The organism is Pantoea sp. JKS000250, assembly GCF_003201065.1.
Lineage (GTDB): Bacteria > Pseudomonadota > Gammaproteobacteria > Enterobacterales > Enterobacteriaceae > Pantoea > Pantoea vagans.
This window is the reverse complement of sequence record NZ_QICZ01000001.1, coordinates 740,914-762,609: the sequence shown is the minus strand read 5'-3', so window position 1 is coordinate 762,609 and position 21,696 is coordinate 740,914. Positions and strand designations below refer to the sequence as shown.

At 57.8% G+C, this 21,696-nt stretch carries 17 protein-coding genes; 14 read left to right on the top strand and 3 right to left on the bottom strand.

Going from position 1 to position 21,696, the window contains the following annotated elements; translation table 11 throughout:
* From BY447_RS03865 to BY447_RS03830, 8 genes are all read left to right on the top strand, one after another.
* Positions 1 to 1,134 carry a M20 aminoacylase family protein gene (locus BY447_RS03865; RefSeq protein WP_110330564.1) on the top strand — a complete coding sequence of 378 codons (1,134 nt, stop codon included), beginning with the start codon at positions 1 to 3 and terminating at the stop codon, positions 1,132 to 1,134.
* 113 nt (positions 1,135 to 1,247) lie between these two features.
* Entirely contained in the window at positions 1,248 to 2,564 is a 1,317-nt protein-coding gene (gene gabT, locus BY447_RS03860; protein WP_110330563.1) for a 4-aminobutyrate--2-oxoglutarate transaminase, read from the top strand.
* A 165-nt stretch (positions 2,565 to 2,729) separates the two neighbouring features.
* Positions 2,730 to 3,242 carry an Lrp/AsnC family transcriptional regulator gene (locus BY447_RS03855; RefSeq protein ID WP_010247853.1) on the top strand — a complete coding sequence of 171 codons (513 nt, stop codon included), beginning with the start codon at positions 2,730 to 2,732 and terminating at the stop codon, positions 3,240 to 3,242.
* 251 nt (positions 3,243 to 3,493) lie between these two features.
* Positions 3,494 to 3,940, top strand: coding sequence for a GNAT family N-acetyltransferase (locus BY447_RS03850; RefSeq protein WP_110330562.1), 447 nt, complete (start codon positions 3,494 to 3,496; stop codon positions 3,938 to 3,940).
* A gap of 18 nt (positions 3,941 to 3,958) precedes the next feature.
* A complete protein-coding gene (locus tag BY447_RS03845; RefSeq protein ID WP_110330561.1) occupies positions 3,959 to 6,004 on the top strand; it encodes a hydantoinase/oxoprolinase family protein in 2,046 nt (681 codons plus the stop codon).
* A gap of 1 nt (position 6,005) precedes the next feature.
* The gene (locus BY447_RS03840) at positions 6,006 to 7,964 is read left to right on the top strand and encodes a hydantoinase B/oxoprolinase family protein (RefSeq protein WP_110330560.1); all 1,959 of its coding nucleotides are present in this window, start codon (positions 6,006 to 6,008) and stop codon (positions 7,962 to 7,964) included.
* Positions 7,965 to 8,026: 62 nt separating this feature from the next.
* Positions 8,027 to 9,808 (top strand): thiamine pyrophosphate-requiring protein, encoded by a 1,782-nt coding sequence (locus BY447_RS03835; protein ID WP_013358361.1) that lies wholly within the window; start codon positions 8,027 to 8,029, stop codon positions 9,806 to 9,808.
* Positions 9,809 to 9,906: 98 nt separating this feature from the next.
* A complete protein-coding gene (locus BY447_RS03830; protein WP_110330559.1) occupies positions 9,907 to 10,749 on the top strand; it encodes an oxidoreductase in 843 nt (280 codons plus the stop codon).
* A 69-nt stretch (positions 10,750 to 10,818) separates the two neighbouring features.
* Here the strand turns inward: BY447_RS03830 and BY447_RS03825 are convergent, their stop codons facing one another.
* A complete protein-coding gene (locus BY447_RS03825; protein WP_013358359.1) occupies positions 10,819 to 11,046 on the bottom strand; it encodes a hypothetical protein in 228 nt (75 codons plus the stop codon).
* On the bottom strand, positions 11,033 to 11,428 hold the full coding sequence (locus BY447_RS03820) for a hypothetical protein (RefSeq protein ID WP_323859480.1): 396 nt from the start codon (positions 11,426 to 11,428) through the stop codon (positions 11,033 to 11,035). Before BY447_RS03820 ends, BY447_RS03825 begins: the two co-directional genes overlap by 14 nt.
* A 536-nt stretch (positions 11,429 to 11,964) precedes the next feature.
* Between BY447_RS03820 and BY447_RS03815 the strand changes: the two genes are divergently transcribed.
* The 3 genes from BY447_RS03815 to BY447_RS03805 are packed head-to-tail and all read left to right on the top strand — an operon-like array spanning position 11,965 to position 15,381.
* The gene (locus BY447_RS03815; protein ID WP_110330558.1) at positions 11,965 to 13,401 is read left to right on the top strand and encodes an amidase; all 1,437 of its coding nucleotides are present in this window, start codon (positions 11,965 to 11,967) and stop codon (positions 13,399 to 13,401) included.
* On the top strand, positions 13,398 to 14,714 hold the full coding sequence (locus tag BY447_RS03810; RefSeq protein ID WP_110330557.1) for a purine-cytosine permease family protein: 1,317 nt from the start codon (positions 13,398 to 13,400) through the stop codon (positions 14,712 to 14,714). The genes BY447_RS03815 and BY447_RS03810 overlap by 4 nt, the downstream gene beginning before the upstream one ends.
* Positions 14,695 to 15,381: a cysteine hydrolase family protein gene (locus BY447_RS03805; RefSeq protein WP_110330556.1), complete on the top strand. Its 687-nt coding sequence runs from the start codon at positions 14,695 to 14,697 to the stop codon at positions 15,379 to 15,381. The genes BY447_RS03810 and BY447_RS03805 overlap by 20 nt, the downstream gene beginning before the upstream one ends.
* Before the next feature lie 93 nt (positions 15,382 to 15,474).
* On the opposite strand, the gene BY447_RS03800 is transcribed toward BY447_RS03805, so the two are convergent.
* A complete protein-coding gene (locus BY447_RS03800) occupies positions 15,475 to 17,661 on the bottom strand; it encodes a putative bifunctional diguanylate cyclase/phosphodiesterase (RefSeq protein ID WP_110330555.1) in 2,187 nt (728 codons plus the stop codon).
* A 409-nt stretch (positions 17,662 to 18,070) separates the two neighbouring features.
* On the opposite strand from BY447_RS03800, the gene BY447_RS03795 reads away from it, so the two are divergent.
* From BY447_RS03795 to BY447_RS03785, 3 genes are all read left to right on the top strand, one after another.
* The gene (locus BY447_RS03795) at positions 18,071 to 19,162 is read left to right on the top strand and encodes a mechanosensitive ion channel family protein (protein ID WP_110330554.1); all 1,092 of its coding nucleotides are present in this window, start codon (positions 18,071 to 18,073) and stop codon (positions 19,160 to 19,162) included.
* 791 nt (positions 19,163 to 19,953) lie between these two features.
* Entirely contained in the window at positions 19,954 to 20,667 is a 714-nt protein-coding gene (locus BY447_RS03790) for a bacteriorhodopsin (protein ID WP_033783451.1), read from the top strand.
* Positions 20,664 to 21,473, top strand: coding sequence for a Brp/Blh family beta-carotene 15,15'-dioxygenase (locus tag BY447_RS03785; RefSeq protein WP_110330553.1), 810 nt, complete (start codon positions 20,664 to 20,666; stop codon positions 21,471 to 21,473). The genes BY447_RS03790 and BY447_RS03785 overlap by 4 nt, the downstream gene beginning before the upstream one ends.
* Positions 21,474 to 21,696: the final 223 nt, after the last annotated feature.

Here is a 21,696-nt window from a genome sequence, read left to right as displayed (position 1 = left end):
ATGGAACATTTAGTCGCACTGCGCCGCGACCTGCATGCGCACCCGGAACTGGGTTTTCAGGAGCAGCGCACCAGCGACATCGTGGCGAACTTCCTGCACCAGCTGGGCATTGAGGTGCATCGCGGCATCGGTAAAACCGGCGTGGTCGGGATACTGAAGAAGGGCAGCAGTGAACGCATGATTGGCCTGCGCGCCGACATGGATGCGCTGCCGATGCAGGACCAGAGCGGCACGGAATGGCAAAGTCAGGCAGAGCAGGTGAGTCATGCCTGTGGCCACGACGGCCATATGGTGATGCTGCTGGGTGCCGCTGAAAAACTGGCGCGGGACGTCAGCTTTGACGGCAGCGTCTGCTTTATCTTCCAGCCAGCCGAAGAGGGACTGGCGGGTGCAAAAGCGATGATCGACGACGGTCTGTTCAGCCGCTTTCCCTGTGAGGCGGTCTACGCCATTCACAACTGGCCGGAACTGCCGCTCGGTCAGGTAGAGACCCGCCCTGGCCCGATTATGGCAGCAGCCGACCGCTTTGATATCCGGGTGCTGGGCGGCGGCGGTCACGCCGCGCAGCCTCACCTGACGCGTGACACTTTGCTGGCGACCAGTGAACTGGTGGTACAGCTCAATACGCTGGTTTCACGCGCTTTGGATCCGTGCGAAACCGCGCTGCTTACCGTCACACGGATGCAGGGCGGCTTTTCACACAACATGATCCCGGCCGAGGCGAGTATCACCGGCACGGTGCGTACCTTCAGCCCGGCGGCGCAGGATACGATTGAAGCGCGACTGCGCCAGATGGCGGAGCACGTCACGGCGGCTCATGGGTTGCACACAGAAGTGAGCTATCAGCGTTACTACCCGGCAACGATTAACAGCGCGACGGAAGCGCAGTTTTGCCTTGCGGCGTTGAAGCAGGCAGGCATCCCGGCTGACACCGCGGCCAGACCCGCGCTCACCTCGGAAGATTTCGCTTTTATGCTACAGGCGCGTCCCGGAGCCTATCTGTGGCTGGGATCGGCACCCTGTAAGCCATTGCACCATGCCGCATATGACTTCAACGATGCGCTGATCCCGTATGGCGTTAACGTTTTTGTCGCGCTGGTGCGTCAGGCGCTGGCAGAGAAATTTCCCTGCTGAATGCAGCGGGATTTTGACAGGAAATGCCGCTGCCTGGGGAATTACGGCAGCGTGAGAAACCAGCGGGTTGCGATACTTGAGCCAACCGAACGTTACGTGGATGAGGGTTTAAAATGCAGAATGTCATGGCAGAGCAGCAAGCATACTCCGATAACAGCCTGTTACTGGATGCACGCGAGCAGAACGTGCCGCGCGGTGTAGTGACCGCCCATCCGCTGGTGATTGAACGCGCCAGAGGCAGTGAAGTGTGGGACGTTGAGGGCAATCGCTATCTCGACTTTGTTGGCGGCATCGGCGTGCTGAATGTCGGCCACAATCACCCGGCGGTAGTCAATGCGGTGACCCGCCAGCTTGGTCTGGTGTCACACGCCTGTTTTCAGGTGGTGGCCTATCCGGGCTACATTGAGCTGGCGCAGCGGCTGAACAAACTGGTGGGCGGCGATGAGGCGTACAAAAGTGTCTTCTTCACCAGCGGCGCGGAAGCGGTGGAAAATGCGGTGAAGATTGCCCGCTCTCACACCCAGCGCCCCGGCATTATCGCGTTTGATGGCGCGTTTCATGGCCGCACCCTGCTGGGCGTTACCCTGACCGGCATGTCCGCGCCATACAAACAGAACTTTGGCCCGTTCCCTGGCGACATCTATCGTCTGCCCTTCCCGAATCCACTGCACGGCGTGACGGAAGCGGACTGCCTGAAGGCGCTGGATCAACTGTTCACGGTGCAGATCCTGCCGGAGCGTGTGGCGGCGATTATCATCGAGCCGGTTCAGGGCGATGGCGGCTTCCTGCCCGCCGGACCAGCCTTTATGCAGGCGCTGCGTCGCATTACCAGCCAGCACGGCATTCTGCTGATTTGTGATGAAGTGCAGTCCGGCTTCGGACGTACCGGCACGATGTTCGCTTTCCAGCAGCTGGGTATCAAACCGGATTTAATCACCCTGGCGAAAAGTCTGGGCGGCGGTCTGCCGATTTCCGGCGTGGTGGGACGGGCGGCGATCATGGATGCGCCCACGCCTGGCGGCTTAGGCGGCACCTACGGCGGCAATGCGCTGGGCTGTGCGGCAGCGCTGGCGGTGCTGGATCTGTTTGAACAGGAGAACCTGCTGCAGCGCTCCTGTCAGCTCGGCGAACAGCTCAATGCCCGTCTGCGACAGCTGGCGGATAAATATGCCTGCATCGGTGACGTGCGCGGCGTGGGCTTTATGCAGGCGGTGGAGATTCTCGATTTCGAAACCGGTCGTCCCGATGCGTCACTGACTCAGAAGATCCTCGACAGCGCCTGTCAGGAAGGCCTGCTGCTGATCAAGTGCGGCCTGCATCGCAACACCATCCGTTTCCTGGCACCGCTGGTCACCACCGACTCACAGCTGGAAGAGGCGCTGCATATTTTCGATATTGCGCTGGCCCGTGCCACCGGTCGGCTGGGTTAAGCCGCATTCCTCATTGATTTTGTTAGAGTAATTTGAAAATCTCCCGCTGGTATAACCACTGCGAAGCGCTGGCGCGTTTACGGTAAAGCATGTTATATCTTCGGGAGGTTCTGAACATTTGATTGAGCGCCTGGCCCAACAGGCTCTGACAATGAGGGGGGTGCTATGAACGGCTTAATGAAACTCGACCGCATCGACATCAACATCCTGGTGCAACTCCAGAAAGATGGCCGTATCAGCAACGTTAACCTCGCCGACGCCGTAGGCCTCTCGCCCAGCCCCTGTCTGCAACGGGTCAAACGTCTGGAACAGGCCGGTTTTATCACCGGTTATGAAGCGCACATTAATCTCACCCGCATCACCGATTCAGTGACCGTCTTCACCGAAGTCACCCTGTCCGGCCATCGCCGCGAAGACTTTATGAAATTTGAAAGTGCGATGCGCGACGTCGATGAACTGATGGAGTGCCATCTGATCACCGGCGGCTATGACTATCTGCTGCGCTTTATTACCCGCAGCATTGAACATTACCAGGAAGTGATTGAGAAGATGCTCGACGCGCAGATCGGCATCGATAAGTACTTCAGCTATATCGTCATCAAATCTCCCATCATGAAAAGCAGCGTGCCGTTACGATCGCTCATCGGTAAACATAACTCAGTCGAATTCGGCGTATAACGGCTGGCCGCACCTCGCCACCTCCCCGGTGGAGAGGGCGGCCACACGCATTGTCTCTGTCTGCTGTTCACCACACCCGCCTTTGCTCACAGACCGGCTTCCTGCCCCTTTAACCTTTGCGATTTTTCCCTCAGCATAAAATTTTTTCCCTGTCCAAAATTCAGTCGCTCTGTCCGGTTTTGTCGCGTGCTACGGCCTCAATCGTTGAGCGAACCCTTTTACACTGAATTCAACCGATACAAGGAGTTGTCATGGACTCATTACAGATTGCTGACCAGCAGTGGCAGCGCGATGCGTTCACTGTCTCTACCGATCGCCAGCGGCTCGACCTGCCCTGGATCCATATTCAGCTGGCGGAGAAGTCCTACTGGGCTAAAGGCCAGCCGGAAGCGAAAACCCGGCGGGCGATTGCCGGTTCGCTGCCGTTTGGCCTCTATCACCAGCAGGCACAGATTGGTTTTGCCCGACTGATCACCGACTACACCCGCTTTGGCTGGCTGTGCGACGTGATGATTGATGAAAGCTGGCGTGGTCACGGGCTGGGCAGCTGGCTGGCGACCTGCGTCCGGGAACACCCGGAGCTGCAAACGGTGCATCGCTGGATGCTCTCGACCCAGGACGCGCATCATGTCTACCAGCGGCTCGGCTGGCGTGTGGTGCAACATCCCGAGACGCTGATGGAATTTCCCCCTTCCTGACACTGGAGTTAACCCGATATGCGATACCGCGTTGGCGTGGATATTGGTGGTTCCTTTACCGATTTCGCCGTGCTCGATCAACAAACGAACCAGATCCACACCCTGAAGGTCCTGTCGCGACCGGACAAGCCTGGCAGCGAAATCTTAACCGGACTGGCGCAGTTTCAGCAGCAGCAGGGCATTGATCCCGCTGAAATTGGCTACTTCACTCACGGCACCACGGTAGGCATCAACGCGGTGATCCAGCGGCGCGGGGTGCGGCTGGCGCTGTTTGCCACCGAGGGCTTCTGCGATGTGCTGGAGCTGGCCCGGCTGAAAATCCCGCATATCCACGACCTTTTCTCACGGCGTGCCGCACCGCTGATTACCCGCGACAGGGTATTTGCCATCCGCGAACGCAGCGACGCGCAGGGCAACATACTGCAACCGGTGGATCGCCAGAGCGTGCTCGACGCTATCGGACAGGCACGCGCCGCCGGCTGTCAGGGCATCGTGGTCTCGCTGCTGCACAGCTATCGAAACCGGCACAATGAAGCGGCGGTAAAAGCGATTATCGATGAGGTGGCGCCTGAACTACTGACCTCCTGTTCCGCCGACATCTGGCCGATCATCCGCGAATATGAACGCACCATTACCGCCACCATCAACGCCTACGTGCAGCCGATGGTAATCCACTATCTGGAATCCTTTGAGCAGGCGCTGAAACGGCTCGGCGTGAAGCCGCCGCCGCGCATTACCAAATCCAACGGCGGGGTAATGGGCGTTGACCAGGCGAAGCGCGAATGCGTACAGATGGTGCTCTCCGGCACCGCCTCCGGGGTGATTGGCGCCAGCTATCTCGCTAGCGCCTGCGGTTTTGACAAAATTCTCAGTCTGGATATCGGCGGCACCAGCGCCGACGTGGCGGTGATCATCGACGGCAAGGTGGCGCAGGGCAACGGCGAAGTCATCGGGGATTTTCCAATCTTTATTCCTTCCGTCGCTGTGACCTCGGTGGGTCAGGGCGGCGGCTCGCTGGCGTGGCTTGATGGGCAGGGCGTATTGCAGATGGGGCCGGACAGCGCCGGTTCGCTGCCGGGTCCGGTCTGCTTCCAGCGCGGCGGCACGCAGCCGACCGCCACCGATGCCTTTGCCGCCTGCGGCATGATGGGCCACGGTGCGCTGGGTTATGACGCGGTGACGGTGGATGTCGCCGCCGCCTGTGCTGCCTGGCAGCCGCTGGCGGATGCGCTGGCTATTTCGGTCGAAGAAACCGCCGAAACCGCTATCCAGCTGGCCATCTCCAGCATGTACAGCGACACCAGCGGCCTGCTGTCGCGCTTTGGCCTCGATCCCCGTGAATTCTGGTTCCTTGCCTTTGGCGGCGCGGGGCCGATGATGGGCTGTTTTCTCGCCCGCGAACTGAACATGAAAGGGGTGATCGTGCCGCCGACGCCGGGCGTGCTCTCCGCGCTGGGCGGGCTGGTGGCGGACATCCGCAACGACTTTATCCGTACGCTCTACGGCGATCTGACGCCTGCGCTGGCCGACACCTTAGCCAGTGAAGCCGAAGCCTTGCAGCAGCGCGCCTGCGGCTGGCTGGCGCAGGAGCACGGCAGCGACATGTCATACAGCCTGCAGTTCAGCGCGGATATGCGCTATCGCGGTCAGTCGTTTGAGATCGACGTGCCGCTGGAGGCGAGCTGGCTGACGCAGGCGGACTTCGCTGCGCTGCATGATGCCTTTGATCGCCAGCATCAACAGCTGTTTGGTCATTGTGACCCGCAGGCACCGGTGCAGTTGATCAACCTGCGGCTGGTCATCGCCTCGCCGACGCCGAAACCGGTGATCAACACACTTCCCCCCGCCACAGCACCCGTACCGGTGCTGAAACAGACCCGAGCCTGGATCGACGGCGGCTGGCATCAGGTCGATTTAGTGCTGCGTTCGATGCTGCGCGCCGGACATCAGCTCAGTGGGCCGGTCATCATCGCCCAGGACGATTGCACTACCTGCGTGCCGCCCGGCATGGGCGTCACGGTCGATTCATTCGGTAACCTGCTGATCACGGCGAACGAGGCATAACATGGCGATTGACGGACGTAACTTACAGATCCTGGCGAACTACTGCGCTGCTGCGGCCGATGCGATGGCCTTTACACTGATGCGCACCGCGCACTCCACCTTTGTGAAAGAGACGGAAGATTTCTCCTGTCAGATTGTCAGCCGCAGCGGGCTGGCGTTTGCCTCGCCGCGCAGCTTTGGCGCGCCCTGGTACAGCGGCATCGACTATGCGCCGGTGCTGGCGTTGATAGAAGAGTACGTCGAGGGCGATATCTGCATCACCAACGACGCCTACGCTGGCAACGTGGCGACTCACTCGCCCGATATCCACATCTGGAAGCCGGTGTTCCATCAGGGCGAAATCGTCTGTTTCGTGGTGGGCCACATTCATAACACTGACGTCGGCGGCGCCGTGCCTGCCTCGCTGTCGCGCTCGCTGACCGATATCGTGCAGGAGGGGATCCGCATCCCGCCGCTGAAGATCATGCAACAGGGGCAGCTTAATGAAGAGATCGCCAGCATTATGCGGCTCAACGTGCGGGTGCCGGACCAGAACTGGGGCGATTTCAAGGCGCAGCTGGCCTCGGTGAACGTCGGAGAGCGCAAAATCCACGACATCATTGCCCGCTTTGGCATTGATGATTTTTTGCAGGGCATTGAGGGCATTCTCGATTATGCTGAAGCGCAGGCGCGCACGATTATCAGTACCATTCCCGACGGTGAATACTTTTATGCCGACTACGCCGATGAAGATGGCGAGGGCGGCTATCCCTGTCGCATCGCCATTACGCTGCGGGTGCAGGGCGATCGGCTGGAGCTGGACTACACCGGCAGCGACCCGCAGCTGGCGTCGTCGCTGAACATGCCGACCGGCGGGCGCGAGCGGCATCCGCTGGCGCTGGTGGGCGTTACCTATGTGCTTTCTACATTGGATCGTTCACTGCTGCTCAACGCCGGAACGCTGCGGCCGACCCGGGCGATTCTGCCGCCTGGCACGGTGATGAACTGCGAAGCGCCCGCAGCGGTAGGGATGCGCTCGCTGACCTGTGCGCTGTCGCAGATTGCGACGATTGGCGTCTTCTCGCTGGCGATGCCGGACCGCCTGCCTGCGAATTCACCGGGCGGCAACTCGATCATGAACATCCGTACCCAGACGCACAACCGCAGCGTGGTCGCCTCACTGGGGCCGGTGGGCGGTGGCGCGGGCGGCACGCCGCGTCATGACGGACCCGACGGTTCCGGCGGCCTGTCTGCTTTCCTGAAAAATACCCCGATTGAGATCAACGAAGCGGAAGTGCCGATTCGCTTCCATCGCTACGGACTGGCGCAGGACAGCGCCGGCGCCGGTCGCTATCGCGGCGGCTTAGCCACCGAAATGGCGTTAGAGATTTTCTCGCCCAACACCATCATTACCGCGCGCAACCGTAACCGGTCGGTGTTTGCCTCGGCGGGTGTAGTGGGCGGGCAGAGCGGCGCGCTGTCGATCTTCCGTACCCGGCGCAACGGTGAAGTTATTAATCACGGTAATACCGATGTCATCCACTGTCAGCCGGGTGACGTGGTCGACGTACGCGGCCCCGGCGCGGGCGGTTACGGCCTGCCATCGCAGCGCGATAGTGAGGCAGTCATGCAGGATGTGCGCTGTGGCTATCTCAGCGTGGCGGCGGCCAGAGCGCAGTATGGCGTGGTGGTGACAGATAACCGCGTGGATCGTGAAGCCACAGAACGCCTGCGCGCTGACATGCCACAGCATCCAGTGCATCATTTTGAGCACGGCGAAGCACGCCAGCGCTTCGAAACGCTCTGGACGCCACAGCGTTATCAGTTGCTGACCGCCTTTCTGGCCAGCGCGCCGGTGAGCTGGCGTCACTTCCTGAAAACCCAGGTATTCCGGGTGGTGGAGGAAAGAGGCGAAACGGCGGATATGAATCAAATATTCAGTGATTTGCGTCAGCGATACCCGGCAATGGCGAACAGTTGACGGCGATGGCTCATCGTCTACTACGCTTTAAGTCTGTAAGGACAACGAGGGGAAACGCGACGATGAGCATGAAAACCAGTGATTTTTTTGTCCAGCGACTGAAAGAGTGGGGCGTCACACGCATTTACGGCTACCCGGGAGACGGGATTAACGGCGTGCTGGGGGCGATTCAGCGTGCGAATGCCAAAGGCGACGGCATCGAATTTATTCAGGTGCGCCATGAAGAGATGGCGGCCTTTATGGCGGCCGGACACGCGAAATTTACCGGCGAGCTGGGCGTCTGCCTGTCGACTGGCGGACCGGGTGCAACCCACCTGCTGACCGGACTCTATGACGCCAAAATGGACCATGCCCCGGTGCTGGCAATTGCCGGACAGGCAGAAGCGACCGCGCGGGGTGCCAGCTACCAGCAGGAGATGAACCTGGATCGCATCTTCTCGGACGTCGCCAACTTCGTTCAGGAAGCCTCGACCACGACGCAGGTGCGCCATCTGCTGGATCGCGGCGTGCGCATCGCCAAGGCGCAAAACGGCGTGGCGGTGATCATCATTCCTAAAGATATTCAGGATGAAGAGTGGCAGCCGCCGCAGCATCTGCATGGCTTTACCCATTCCGGCAGCGGCTATCAGCGTCCTAAAGTCATTCCTTACGAAGCGGACCTGCAACGCGCCGCCGAGGTGCTTAACGCCGGTAAAAAAGTGGCGATTCTGATTGGCGCAGGCGCACGCGACGCCGCCGTTGAGGTGGTGCAGGTCGCCAATGTGCTGGGTGCAGGCGTGGCGAAAGCGCTGCTTGGCAAAGATGTGCTGCCGGACGATGCGCCTTTTGTTACCGGCTCGATTGGCCTGCTCGGTACCAAACCTTCATCCGATTTAATGCAGAACTGTGACACGCTGCTGATGATCGGCAGCGGCTTCCCGTGGACGGAATTTCTGCCGGAAGAGGGCAAGGCGCGTGCGGTTCAGATAGACATCGATCCCGCTATGCTTGGCCTGCGCTATCCCAGCGAAGTCAATCTGCATGGCGATGCGGCTGAAACCCTGCGTGCGCTACTGCCGCTGCTCACCCACAAAGAGGATCGCAGCTGGCAGGAGGATATCGCGGTTCAGGTACGTGACTGGTGGACGCTGATGGAAGAGCGCGCCATGGCACCCGCTAATCCGGTCAATCCGCAGCGGGTGGTGTGGGAGATGTCACCTCAGTTGCCGGACAACGCGATTGTCACGTCGGATTCCGGCTCCTGCGCCAACTGGTTCGCCCGCGACTATCGGGTGAAACAGGGTCAGCGTGCCTCGCTCTCCGGCGGCCTGGCCTGTATGGGCGCGGCGGTGCCTTACGCGATTGCAGCGAAATTTGCTCACCCGGAGAAACCGGTGGTGGCGCTGGTGGGTGATGGCGCGATGCAGATGAACAACATGGCTGAGCTGATCACCATCCAGAAATACTGGCAGCAGTGGGCCGATCCGCGCCTGATCGTCTGCGTGTTCAACAACCAGGATCTTAATCAGGTCACCTGGGAGCAGCGCGTGATGGAGGGTAATCCGCGCTTCGACGCCTCGCAGCAGCTGCCGGACGTGAAGTATGCCGAGTTTGCGCAGTCGCTGGGGATGGTCGGCATTTTTGTCGATAACCCGGACGATCTGGCCGGTGCCTGGCAGCGTGCGCTCAGTGCCGATCGCCCGGTCTTGCTGGAGGTGAAAACCGATCCGGAGGTCGCGCCGTTACCGCCGCACATCACCCTTAAGCAGGCAAAAGCCTTTATGGCGTCGATGGTGAAGGGCGATCGCGGGGCCGCGCAGATCATCAGCGACACCGCCAGTCAGCTGTTTCATAAAAAGCATTAAGGGCTAAGTGAGGCGGTCGCGCCTCGCTAACCTTGATCCCCGGATGCACTCGCGTCCGGGTCTTAAACCCCTTCTTCATACTCAACGGGAGTCTTGTTATGACTGCTCATTCCAGCCCTGTCTGGTTAATCTCGGGATGTTCGACCGGTTTTGGTCGTGAACTGGCGCAGCAGACCATCGCGCGTGGTTTTAAGGTCGTCGTGACGGCGCGTGATACGTCGTCGATTGCCGATCTGGTTGAAGGACACGACAACGCACTGGCGGTGGCGCTGGATGTGACCCGTCAGGCGAGCATCGACCAGGCCGTCAGCGCGGCACTGGACGCGTTCGGCACCATTGATGTACTGGTTAACAATGCCGGTTACGGCTATCAGAGCTCGGTGGAAGAGGGTGTGGAAAGTGAAATCCGCGCCCAGTTTGATGCCAACGTTTTTGGCCTGTTCGCCCTGACGCGCGCTGTGCTGCCTGCGATGCGCAAGGCGCGCAGCGGTCATGTCATCAACATTACCTCCGTGGCAGGCCTGATTGGCTTTGCCAGCTCAGGCTACTACTCTGCCAGCAAACATGCGGTGGAAGGCTGGTCCGATTCACTGGCGCTGGAAGCGGGGCCGCTGGGCATTCACGTCACCTGCGTCGAGCCCGGCCCGTTCCGCACCGACTGGGCCGGACGCTCCCTGCACCAGACGCCGAGTAAATTGCCGGAATATGCAGAGACCGCGGCTGCGCGGATGAAAGCGACGTCCGAATACAGCGGTACTCAGAAAGGTGATCCGGCACGGGCCGCCGCGGCGATGATCGCCATCACCGAACATGACAACCCGCCACGCCATCTGGTGATGGGGGCCTGGGGCCATGACGCCGTGACCAGCAAGCTCAAAGAGCGCCTGGCTGAGATCGAAGCGTGGAAACAGACGTCAGTGGAGACGGATTTTCCGGAATAGAGGTGAGTGCTCTGTGGGTGGCGGGAAGCCGTTAAAATACGAAAGGCCCGTTTATCGGGCCTTTAAGCGCTAATCGAGTGCCTTAGCTTCCTGCGTTTCACGCGCATTCAGCTCTTTCAGCTTACGGCGCAACAGGGCAGATGAGGAACGTTTTCTCGCCTGAGCTAACTGGGCTTTAATGGCGGGCAGATCGGGCCGGGCCAGCCACTCAGCAATCAAAAGTGCCCTTAACTCCTTATATCGGGTTTCAACCGGAGCCAAAGGGGTTGTTTCATCGTGTGTATCATAAAACGACATAGCAAGCTCTCCCTGTAGTCACTACTTTATAAGCCTGGAAACAGTCCGGGATTAAAGGTTGCGGCGCTTTCTTTGGCAACCCTGTTCGGCGATTGTAGCGTAGTTCATTTTTTAACCCAAGCATGGCGTCATAAATCTCTTCCAGGGGAGTCGGACGATTGCGTTCAGCGATCTCTCCCGACGCAGGCTGGAAAATAAAACCGCCGATAGAGAAGCTTTCATGGTGTGCCATTAACGCAAGTACTACGCTTTTTAAAACGACTGCACTACCTAATCCGGGAATGCTGATGTGGCGAAAATCGCCCAGGCAATCCAGACCATCGAACACGTCAAAACAAACCTCAGCCAGGCCATTAACCGGAAAGGAGATACCTGTTGGCATCCGATATCCGATGCGGATAAAGGTCTGTTCATCTATCCGGTCGCCAACGATGACAGTGTAAGTTTCGCTACCGACAACAAAAACGTAGCTGTGATAAATCTGGCGATCATAAATGAATCTTTTTCGCCTGATTTCGTAGTTTTGAGATAAATATTTTCTTCAATGTGCACTTCTCATCCCTGCCGTAATGTATAAATCCCTGAAAATCGATTTTTCAGTTACTGCTGAGATCCGTCGAATATCCATATTAAAAGTGTGGTTATGCATTCCAGCATTTCATCTGCTCTTGCTGATTAACAACATCGTTTTGTAAGCCAGACCGCAAACCATTCACCTATCACGCCCCCTTATCGCGCAGCCCTGCGCCATCATCGAGCTTAAAAAATAAACAGCCACCCACCCCCGACATCATAAGAATTCGATCTTGTATCCCAGGCCGTATTCCATCTGGCATCCCTGTCTCAGACCGCTCGCATCACCGCTATCTGGCACGCTTCATGCACTAGCTGACAGGTACAATTCTGGCGAGGTTACTCATGTTTGACTCCTTATTAGACGAAGATGCCACCACGATGGCCGCACTGATCCGCAGCGGGGAAGTCTCGGCCTGCGAGCTGATCGGGGCAGCACTCGCGCGGATGGAACGGCGGGAATTGGTGATACAGGCCTTTTGTACGCCGACCCCCGAACTGGCGCTGGCACAGGCCAGAGAAGTGGATGCCCGACGGGCGCGTGGAGAAACGCTGGGCGCGCTGGCAGGCGTGCCGCTGGCGGTGAAAGATTTAATCTGCACCGCTAATGTCCGAACCACCTCCGGTTCGGCGGCGTACAAAGATTTCGTACCGGAAGATGACGACATCACGGTGGAGCGATTGCTGGCCGCCGACGCCATCCTGCTGGGCAAAACCACCGCGCCTGAGTTTGGTTACAGCGGTGTCGGACACAATCCGCTGTTTCCGTCGCCGCGCAATCCCTGGAATCTGGGGATGACGCCAGGCGGTTCCAGTGCCGGCTCCGGCGCGGCGGTAGCGGCGCGACTCTGCCCGATTGCACTGGGCAGCGACGGCGGCGGCTCGGTACGCATTCCGGCGGCGCACTGCGGCATTTTTGGCTTTAAGGCGTCAATGGGCAGGGTGCCGTTGTGGCCCGGCTGCCGCGATGAGCGCTATCCCGGCGTGTCGAGCTGGGAGTCGCTGGAACACATCGGGCCGATGACGCGCAGCGTGCGCGATGCCGCCCTGATGATGTCACTGATGGCGGGGCCGGATATGCGTGACCGCCACTCGATCCCCTGCAGCGACGTTGACTGGCTGGGTGCACCAGAACAGCTGCCCGGCAAACTGCGTATCGCCTTCAGCGCGGACTTTGGTTATGTGGCGGTTGACCCGGAAGTGCGGGCGGTGGTCAGCGCGGCGGTGCAACGCTTTGCCGCTGAAATCGGTGCGGAGCTGGAACTGGCCGATCCCGGTTTCCCGGATCAGGCTGCCGCCTTTGGCGCGCTGGTGGCGATGGAGAGCGATCTTAACGGCATGCGCCAGATGATGGCGGAGCAGGGCAGCGCGATGTCGCCGCATCTGGTCGCCATGCTGCAGCGCGACTGGCGGGCGGAAAACTTTACCGATGCCATCGCCACCCGCAAAGCGGTCAGCAACAGCCTGTGGCGCTTTATGCAGCGCTTTGATCTGTTGATCACGCCGACGCTGGCAGTGCCGCCATTTCCGCTGGGGATGCAGGGACCGGAGATCATCGATGGCCGTATGGTCCGCAACGATCACTGGCTCTCGTTCTGTTACCCGTTCAACTTCACCGGACAGCCCGCCGCGTCCGTGCCCGCCGGTTTTACCGCCAGCGGCCTGCCCGTCGGGATGCAGATTGTCGGACGTCATCTTGATGATGCGTTAGTGCTGGCTGCCAGTGCCGCTTTCGAGCGCATTCAGCCGTGGAATCACCTTCAACCCGGAATCGCCCAATGAAAACATCTGATACACCTGCGCTGGAGCAGGAGTTTGAACATGAGCCGGTGCCGCTGTCGCATCGTCATTCCACCCGCTCCGTCTCGGCGGTCTGGTTTGGATTCCCGATGATCCTCACCAACGCGCTGTTTGGCGGCATTATCACCTGGCACCTGGGCTTCTGGCCCGCGCTGATTGCTATTCTGCTGGGCAACCTGGTGCTGTTCGCCTATGTCGGTGCGCTGAGCTGGTTCGCCGGTAACACCGGGATGAACTTTGCTTTACAGGCCAGACGCACCTTTGGCAGCAAAGGCTACATTCTGGTCTCGGGTTTTCTCTCGACGGTGGTGATCGGCTGGTATGCTTTCCAGACGGGTCTTACCGGTACGGTCATTAACCAGACCTTTGGCTGGAATGCGCTGGCGGTGACGGCTTTTGCCATGATCCTCTATACCGGTATCACGTTCCTGGGCGTGCGGGCACTGTCGGTGCTGGGGATGATTGCCGCGCCGCTGTTTGTGGTGCTGGGGATAGTAGCGCTATGGCTGATCGGCAAACAGCACGACTTCTCCATCGTGACGCAGTGGAAGGGCAGCGCCAGCGCCGCCGGTGCGATGAGCATGGGCACCGCTGTCACTATGGTGGTGGCCGGCTTTGCCGACTCCGGCACCATGACCGCTGACTTTACCCGCTGGTCGAAGAATGGCCGCTCGGCGGTGATCGCCGCGTTCTCGGCGTTCCCGGTCGCCAATGTGATCTCCTATCTGTTCGGCGTGGTGATTGTGGCGGTGGGCGCGGCGGTTGATCCGCTGACCAATGGCGGGAACTTCCTGCCGATGCTGATGGGGCACAGCGCCTTCCTGTCGATAGTGGCCTGTCTGTTTGTCTTTATCAATCTGGGGTCGGTCTGCACACACTGTCTCTACAACGGCGCGGTGGGTTTCAGTCATCTGTTCAGCAGCAAAATGCGGCTCTGGACGCTGATTCTGGGAGCCATTGGCGGCGTGCTGGCGCTGGCGGGCGTCTGGTCTTACTTCCTGGCGTGGCTCAGCCTGCTGGGGATTGTGGTGCCGCCGTTTGGTGCGGTGATGATTGTGGATTTGATTTTCATGGCGCGCATCAGCGAGCAGCGTCCGGCGCAGCGTTTCCGTGGCACCGCGTTTGCCGCCTGGGCGATTGGCAGCCTGTGTGCGGTCATCGCCCATGTGGCTTTCCCGCAGTTTGGCGAAGCGGTAATCGGTCTGGTGACCGCCGCCATCAGCTACAGCGTGATCACTAAAATGCGCATGCCGCGCCCGGTAATGGAGAACAGCAATGCCCGATTACAGCGTTAATTCGACCCCCTACGCCTGGCCGTTTGACGGCAGCTTTACCCCGGCTGAAACGGCGCTGATCGTGATTGATATGCAGACCGATTTCTGTGGCGTTGGCGGCTATGTCGACAGCATGGGCTATGACGTGAGCCTGACCCGCGCGCCCATCGCCCCACTGCAACAGGTGCTGGCGGCGATGCGCGTCCGGCAGTTTCCGATTATTCATACCCGCGAAGGGCACCGGCCCGACCTCAGCGATCTGCCCGCTAACAAACGCTGGCGCTCGCGACGGATGAACGCCGGGATCGGCGATGTGGGACCCTGTGGCCGTATTCTGGTGCGCGGTGAACCGGGCTGGGAGATTATCCCGGAGCTGGCACCGTTGCCGGATGAAGTGGTCATTGATAAACCAGGGAAGGGTTCGTTTTACGCCACCGATCTGGAGCTGGTTCTGCGCAGTCGCGGTATCCGTAACCTGATCCTCACAGGCATTACCACCGATGTCTGCGTCCACACCACGCTGCGCGAAGCCAACGATCGCGGCTTTGAGTGTCTGGTGCTCGCCGATTGCTGTGCCGCAACCGAGCGGCGTCATCATGAGGCGGCGCTGAGCATGATCCATATGCAGGGCGGCATCTTTGGCGCGGTCGCTACGTCGGCCGCGCTGCTGGATAGCCTGGGCGTGTAGCATTATGCATCACACAGCAAGGGGTGCTGCCCTGATTCTCAGGGCGATTCTGCATAGCCTGATCGCCATTATCCGCTCAGGCTATGCGCAGCACTATTCCCGCTGCGTCTCCTCTGGGGCAGGTAATCTCATCAGTGCCGCAAGCTGATCGGCGGGCACTGCCTGACTGAACAGATAGCCCTGTAACTGATTACAGCCTGCATCTGCCAGTGCAGACATCTGCCCTGCGGTCTCCACACCTTCTGCCGTCACCATCAGGCCCATGGCGTGACCCAGTTTCACCACGGACTCGACAATCGCCACGGAATTTTCCGCCACGCCCAGCGACTGGGTGAACGAGCGGTCGATTTTGATTTTGTCCACCGGGAAGGTGCTGAGGTAGTTGAGGCTGGAGTAGCCGGTACCGAAGTCATCCAGCGCGATGCGGAAGCCCGCCTCACGCAGCGACACAATAATCTCGCGTGCTTCGCGTTCATCCTCGATTAACACGCCTTCGGTGATTTCCAGCTCCAGCCGCTTTGGGTCACCGCCGTGCTGGCTGACAATCGTCATCACATGGTCAACAAAGCCGGTAGAGCGGAACTGTACGGGCGAGACATTGACCGCCACCAGCAAATCGGGAAAGCGCTGCTGAGTGGCACAGGCTTCAGCCAGCACCCATTCGCCCAGCGGGATAATCAGGCCGGTCTCTTCGGCAATCGCGATAAATTCACCGGGTGCGATCAGGCCGCGTGTCGGGTGATGCCAGCGCAGCAGCGCCTCGATGCCGACCATCTGCTGACCGCCAACGTCCATCAGGGGCTGATACCACACTTCCAGTCCCTGTCGGGTTTGCAGTGCCGTACGCAGATCGGCGGCAATGGTCTGCCGCGTCTGCACTGACTCATCCATCGCCCGTTCAAACTGACGAAACCGGCCACGTCCGCCACTTTTGGCTTCATACAGCGCAATATCGGCTTTGCGCATCAGCTCCAGCCGATCGATGCCGTCTTTAGGTGCCAGCGCCAGTCCGATACTGGCCCCGCTCCAGACATCGCTGCCGAACAGGGTAAACGGCTGAGCCAGCTCGTCGATCATGCGCTGCGCCAGGCTGTTCACCTGACCGATGTTATCGACCTCCGGCATCACCACGATAAATTCATCGCCGCCGATGCGTCCCACGGTATCGCTGGCACGCACGATACGGTTCAGGCGCTGCGCCACCGCGATGATCAGCTCATCGCCAGCATGATGACCGTGGGTATCGTTGACAGCCTTAAAGCGGTCGAGATCGATCAGCAGCAGCGCTACCCGCAGATCGTTGCGCGTCGCCAGCGCCAGCGCCTGGGTCAGCCGGTCTTCCACCAGCGCGCGGTTCGGCAGTCCGGTCAGCACATCATGATATGCCAGATGCTGCGCCTGCGCTTCTGACGCGCCAAGCCGGAGCATCGATTGCGAGAGGTTAACCGATGAGTTCCAGAGTCGCCGCACCATATACAGGCAGAGCAGCGATATCGCCAGCACCGCCAGCCCGGTAGACGGCCCGATAGTACGCAGCATCTGCGCGCCCGGACGGGAGGGGATCCAGTTGAGATAGCCGACCGGCTCGCCCGCCTGGGCGATCAGCAGATAGCGCGCGCTGGTGCCGGACTGAGACGAACCGTCGGAGAAGTGCAGTCCCTCCAGCTGATTGCGCTCCGCCAGGCTAGCCAGATAACCGTCATCGAGAAATTTCAGGCTCACCAGCCGGAAGCGCGGCAGGTCATCGCTATCCCGCTGGATGTTACCCACGGCAAGTGCCGCAGCACGCTGGGTGATACGGGCATAATCGGCGTTATCCTGGCGCCTGGGATCCTGGATCAGCGTGTTTTGCAGCACATCACCAATCAGCGGATCACTCTCTGCTGCGGAGACGGTCTGGCCTTCACGCCACACTCTGACGATCTGGTTTTGCGCATCCAGCACCATAATCAGCTGATGACCGAACATCTCATAGAGCCACTGCCCGATGTTCTCATCCAGCCACCTGTCGCTGTTGCTCTCTGCCAGATGCTCCTCAAAGGGACGCCAGCGTGACAGGCTATGCAACTGGCGCAGATGCTCATTCAGACTTTGCGAAAAAGAGGCCTCAATCATCCGCTGTTGCTGATGCCGGGCCTCAGTATTGGTCAGTGATGTGCCAATAAACAGTGCCGTACCTGCACCGGCAAATGTCAGCACAAGGATAGCCACCAGCGGCACCAGCACTTCACGCAAGAAACTGCGCCGAAAATCAGAGGAAAGTTTAAGGGTGTTAATCATATTGTTGTTTTTCTCTGCACCAGGGCAACAGCTTAAAAATTAGCAGATAGCAACTGATCGTCCATGAAAAGCGTGATGGATAGTGAACAGGCGAGCGTTTTTCTGTTAACGGGTGGCCGGGGAACGCTGACAGTCAGGAAAAGAAAGTGAGCGCGTTTTATCAGTTATTTTAATGAGGATGGCAGTCATGCCATTGGCATTCAGGTCAGGATTGTACATCCTGACCTGATGCGGTAAGGCTGAAGGCCTCAGCAATCCCATCACCGCGCATTTCCTGCCAACTTCGCTGCTATGGTTCATACTCATGAGCGCTGATTGTGTTACAGACGGATAACCGTGCAGACAACGGTTACTGAGTGGGTCACTTATCTGACAGCTTTAGCCTGTCAGCTAACAAAAAGGGAAAATAATGCCATTGTTATTCGGTGAGTTATCTGGTTTCCCGTCATGGGTGCCTGTTGTATTACTCGTCTCGCTTTCATTTGTGCTGGGTTTTCTGGCTCGCCTAATCCTGCTCGCGTTTATTCGCTACTGGCAGGGCCGTGACAGAAAACTATTCAAATCCCTGGAAAAGCACCTCAGCGGTTCGATGTTCTTTTTCGTGCCGTTATTAATGATCAATGTCGGGATTAACTACATTGATTTTCATCCTGAATCACTCGATCTCATCACCAATATCATCAACGTCTTTATTATCATGTCATTCTGCTCGGTCTTAATCCGGCTGACCAACGTGGCGCAGGATATGCTTTATATCCGCTATGACATTAATATTTCCAATAACCTGCGCGCGCGAAAAATCCGTACCCAGATCATCTATGTTAAGAAAGTTGTTATTGTCATCCTGGTGCTGTTCTGCGTTTCGCTGATTCTGCTGAGTTTCCCCGGCGTGCGTAAATTCGGCACTACCATTCTGGCCGGTGCCGGTGTCGCCGGTATCATTATCGGTTTTGCCTTACAGAAGTCGCTGGTTAACCTGTTTGCCGGTATTCAGATTGCCTTTACCCAGCCCATCAAGATTGATGATGCGGTGGTAGTGGAAAAGGAGTGGGGCTGGATTGAAGAGATCAACCTGACCTATGTGGTGGTGCGCATCTGGGATCTGCGTCGTCTGGTGCTGCCGATTACCTACTTCACCGAGAATCCGTTTCAGAACTGGACGCGTAACAACGCCCAGATTTTAGGCTCAGTGTTTCTCTACGTGGATTACTCGATGCCGCTGGAGCCACTGCGCAAGCATTTCGAGAAGGTGTTGAGTGAAACCAAACTCTGGGATCAGGAAACCTCAGTGCTTCAGGTAACCGACACCACCGAGAAAACCATGACCATCAGGATGCTGATGACTGCCCAGAACTCGCCGATCGCCTTTGATTTACGCTGTTATGTGCGTGAAAAAATGATCGAGTTTATTCAGCAGAATTACCCGGAAAGCCTGCCACAGATGAGAGCGTCGCTGACGGAGAGTGGGGGGGATAAGGTTGGGATAGCGGGGCTGGAGTAAAAGATCTTTAGTGAAACAGAAACGGCAGTTTACGTGAGCCTGTACGTTAACTCATGGCTGCCGTTTTTCTCTCGAAGTCTGAAAGTGATCCTGCGCGTTTGTGACTTTACCGGGCCGGGCAGACGTTAACGAGCCGGATAGAGGCAACAAATGCCCACGTATTGTAAAATTGGCCGGCAAAACATTCCGCATAACGATCAGGATTGCCTTCTTCAAAACATTATTCTGTCTGTGAAAAGACAGCTGGTTCAGGGCTTCCTCTTTTAAAGACGCTTGGGTATAAAACTTACTGAATTATTATTTTCTTTTGATTATCCACAGACAGTCAGCATTCGGTTTTTATTTGTGCCGTTTAAATGAAATGAACCTCTCACCACGCCATTCTCATAGCGCCTGCCTTAAAATTTACCACTCAAAAATAAAAATTTTGCTCTTTTGTCAATTTATGCAAAGGCGGGGGTTGCTAAATATCACGATGACTGTTGACAGCTAAATCAGTGGGTTAGACGTTAATGTGTTTTTCATATGTCAAAAAACTGGTAGGAAAGCGAAACGCTGAGAAACATAACTTTACATTGCTTTTTTTATCTGACTCTCAGAAAGCTAATAAAAGGCGTGATTTTAAACAAAAAATCTTAAATCAGGAAGTGTGGGTTTTTTGCAATGAGCAGATGACGAATATCGCCATATACTTTCAGCATATTCGTTGAATGAATATAAATGGTTTTTAACGATAATTTATCGCTGCATTGCTGGCGCGAGACCGGCGTCTTAGCACAGGAGAGAGAAAAATGGATCAAACCGCATTCATGATCGGGTTTTCGGTCATGGCCATCGCATCACTGATTATCTACGCGACGGGCGACAAAAAATATCCTTTTGGTCACCATACACTGGTGCACGCATCCGTCCCGTTCATTGCGGCCACGGCCTATCTGGCCATGGCGTTTGGGTTTGGCAACCTCACGCTGGATAGTGGCACAGTTGTTTATCTGGCACGTTATGCTGACTGGTCTGTCACCACGCCTCTCTTACTGGCCGGGCTGGTCATGCTGGCTTTCCATGAACAGGGTAAGCCGGGTGAAATGGGCGGTTTTCTGACGGCCATTATTGTGCTGGATGTGATGATGATCGTCACCGGTCTGGTCTCTTCGCTGGCGGAAAATACTGTCGCTAAATGGGTCTGGTATCTCTGGTCATGCGCGGCATTTCTGGGCGTTGTTTATCTGCTCTGGGGACCGCTGCGTGCTATAGCCGCTACGCGAGGTAGTGCGCTGGCAGGTGCCTATAACAAAAACGTGGCTTTGCTGACCATCGTATGGTTTATCTATCCGATCGTTTTTCTGGTCGGTCCGGAAGGACTCAGAATCATTACTGATGCGACATCAGTCTGGGCATTCCTGATTCTGGATATTATCGCAAAAGTTTTCTATGCCTTTTACGCCGCGGCTAACATGAAGAAAGCCCTTTCTCATGCCGTGCCTGTTGGTGCAGTACGGAGATGACAGGCCAGGGGCGGTTCGGCTGGGCAGGACTCTGGGGGGCAGCGCTGGCTGCCTCTTTCAGCCCTCTTGCCGGGCAGGTACTGTTTGCGATCGTCGCCATTGGCCTTATCGGCATGGCGCACGGTGCCAGCGACCTTGACGTCGTTAAACGCGAACGTCAGTTCCCGTTCCTTGCCGCCTATGGGCTGGTCATTGTGATTTGTCTGTTCTGGTGGCACGGTGCGCCGGCACTGGCGCTGCCCGTTTTTCTCCTGGCCTCTGCTATACACTTTGCACTTGAGGATGCCCCTCATGGATGCAGCATTGAACGCCTGGCGCGGGGAATAAGCATGATAGCGACGCCAGCAACACTCCATTTGCAGGCGTTCAGCACAATTCTGCATGAGGCGGGGCTGGGATTTTCGATGCCACACTCTTTTGCTATGGGTATTGCCCTCACAGGGGGACTCTGTGCAGCAGGCCTTATTTTTGTGGGCTTACTCCGCCGGGACAGGCGTCTTCTGGCCGGTACACTGGCGTTATTACTCCTTCCGCCTTTCGTCGGTTTTTCAATGGGCTTTCTGATTTTGCATGCGCTCCCACAAACCCGGCAGCGGCGCGATCGGCTGGGGTGCAACAGTACCATCCGCTACCTGCAAGCGACATGGCCGATACTGACAGCAGCAATCCTGTTGGCGGCGGGCACCATTGTGCTAATGCATCCCACGGACAAAGCGGGTATTCAGTCACTCTTTACTGCGCTAGCCGCACTGGCAATTCCACATATGCTTATTACGCCCTGGTTTGAATCCCGGCATCAGGTGTGAAGCCATTGTGCTGCACTCTGACTACGTTATCGGGAGAGCAGGGCCGATTGCTTCATGCTGAACACTATTTTCATAAACCTCTGAGCCTTAACGTCCCTCTATCCTGACTCTCACATTCACCTCTCCTTCACCCCCGCGTCACCGTTCTGTCATCTGCTTCCCTCAGGCTAACCCCATCCCGCAGCGTCTTATCACTGCGTTCCCACTCTGTAACCCGTGAGGA

Coding starts and splice junctions, on each gene's coding strand:
- BY447_RS03845 (WP_110330561.1), top strand. CDS start 3,959: ATGCGATACCGCGTTGGCGTGGATATTGGTGGTTCCTTTACCGATTTC.
- BY447_RS03795 (WP_110330554.1), top strand. CDS start 18,071: ATGCCATTGTTATTCGGTGAGTTATCTGGTTTCCCGTCATGGGTGCCT.
- BY447_RS03800 (WP_110330555.1), bottom strand. CDS start 17,661: ATGATTAACACCCTTAAACTTTCCTCTGATTTTCGGCGCAGTTTCTTG.
- BY447_RS03840 (WP_110330560.1), top strand. CDS start 6,006: ATGGCGATTGACGGACGTAACTTACAGATCCTGGCGAACTACTGCGCT.
- BY447_RS03805 (WP_110330556.1), top strand. CDS start 14,695: ATGCCCGATTACAGCGTTAATTCGACCCCCTACGCCTGGCCGTTTGAC.
- BY447_RS03850 (WP_110330562.1), top strand. CDS start 3,494: ATGGACTCATTACAGATTGCTGACCAGCAGTGGCAGCGCGATGCGTTC.
- BY447_RS03865 (WP_110330564.1), top strand. CDS start 1: ATGGAACATTTAGTCGCACTGCGCCGCGACCTGCATGCGCACCCGGAA.
- BY447_RS03815 (WP_110330558.1), top strand. CDS start 11,965: ATGTTTGACTCCTTATTAGACGAAGATGCCACCACGATGGCCGCACTG.
- BY447_RS03790 (WP_033783451.1), top strand. CDS start 19,954: ATGGATCAAACCGCATTCATGATCGGGTTTTCGGTCATGGCCATCGCA.
- gabT (WP_110330563.1), top strand. CDS start 1,248: ATGCAGAATGTCATGGCAGAGCAGCAAGCATACTCCGATAACAGCCTG.
- BY447_RS03855 (WP_010247853.1), top strand. CDS start 2,730: ATGAACGGCTTAATGAAACTCGACCGCATCGACATCAACATCCTGGTG.
- BY447_RS03810 (WP_110330557.1), top strand. CDS start 13,398: ATGAAAACATCTGATACACCTGCGCTGGAGCAGGAGTTTGAACATGAG.
- BY447_RS03785 (WP_110330553.1), top strand. CDS start 20,664: ATGACAGGCCAGGGGCGGTTCGGCTGGGCAGGACTCTGGGGGGCAGCG.
- BY447_RS03830 (WP_110330559.1), top strand. CDS start 9,907: ATGACTGCTCATTCCAGCCCTGTCTGGTTAATCTCGGGATGTTCGACC.
- BY447_RS03820 (WP_323859480.1), bottom strand. CDS start 11,428: ATGCCAACAGGTATCTCCTTTCCGGTTAATGGCCTGGCTGAGGTTTGT.
- BY447_RS03835 (WP_013358361.1), top strand. CDS start 8,027: ATGAGCATGAAAACCAGTGATTTTTTTGTCCAGCGACTGAAAGAGTGG.
- BY447_RS03825 (WP_013358359.1), bottom strand. CDS start 11,046: ATGTCGTTTTATGATACACACGATGAAACAACCCCTTTGGCTCCGGTT.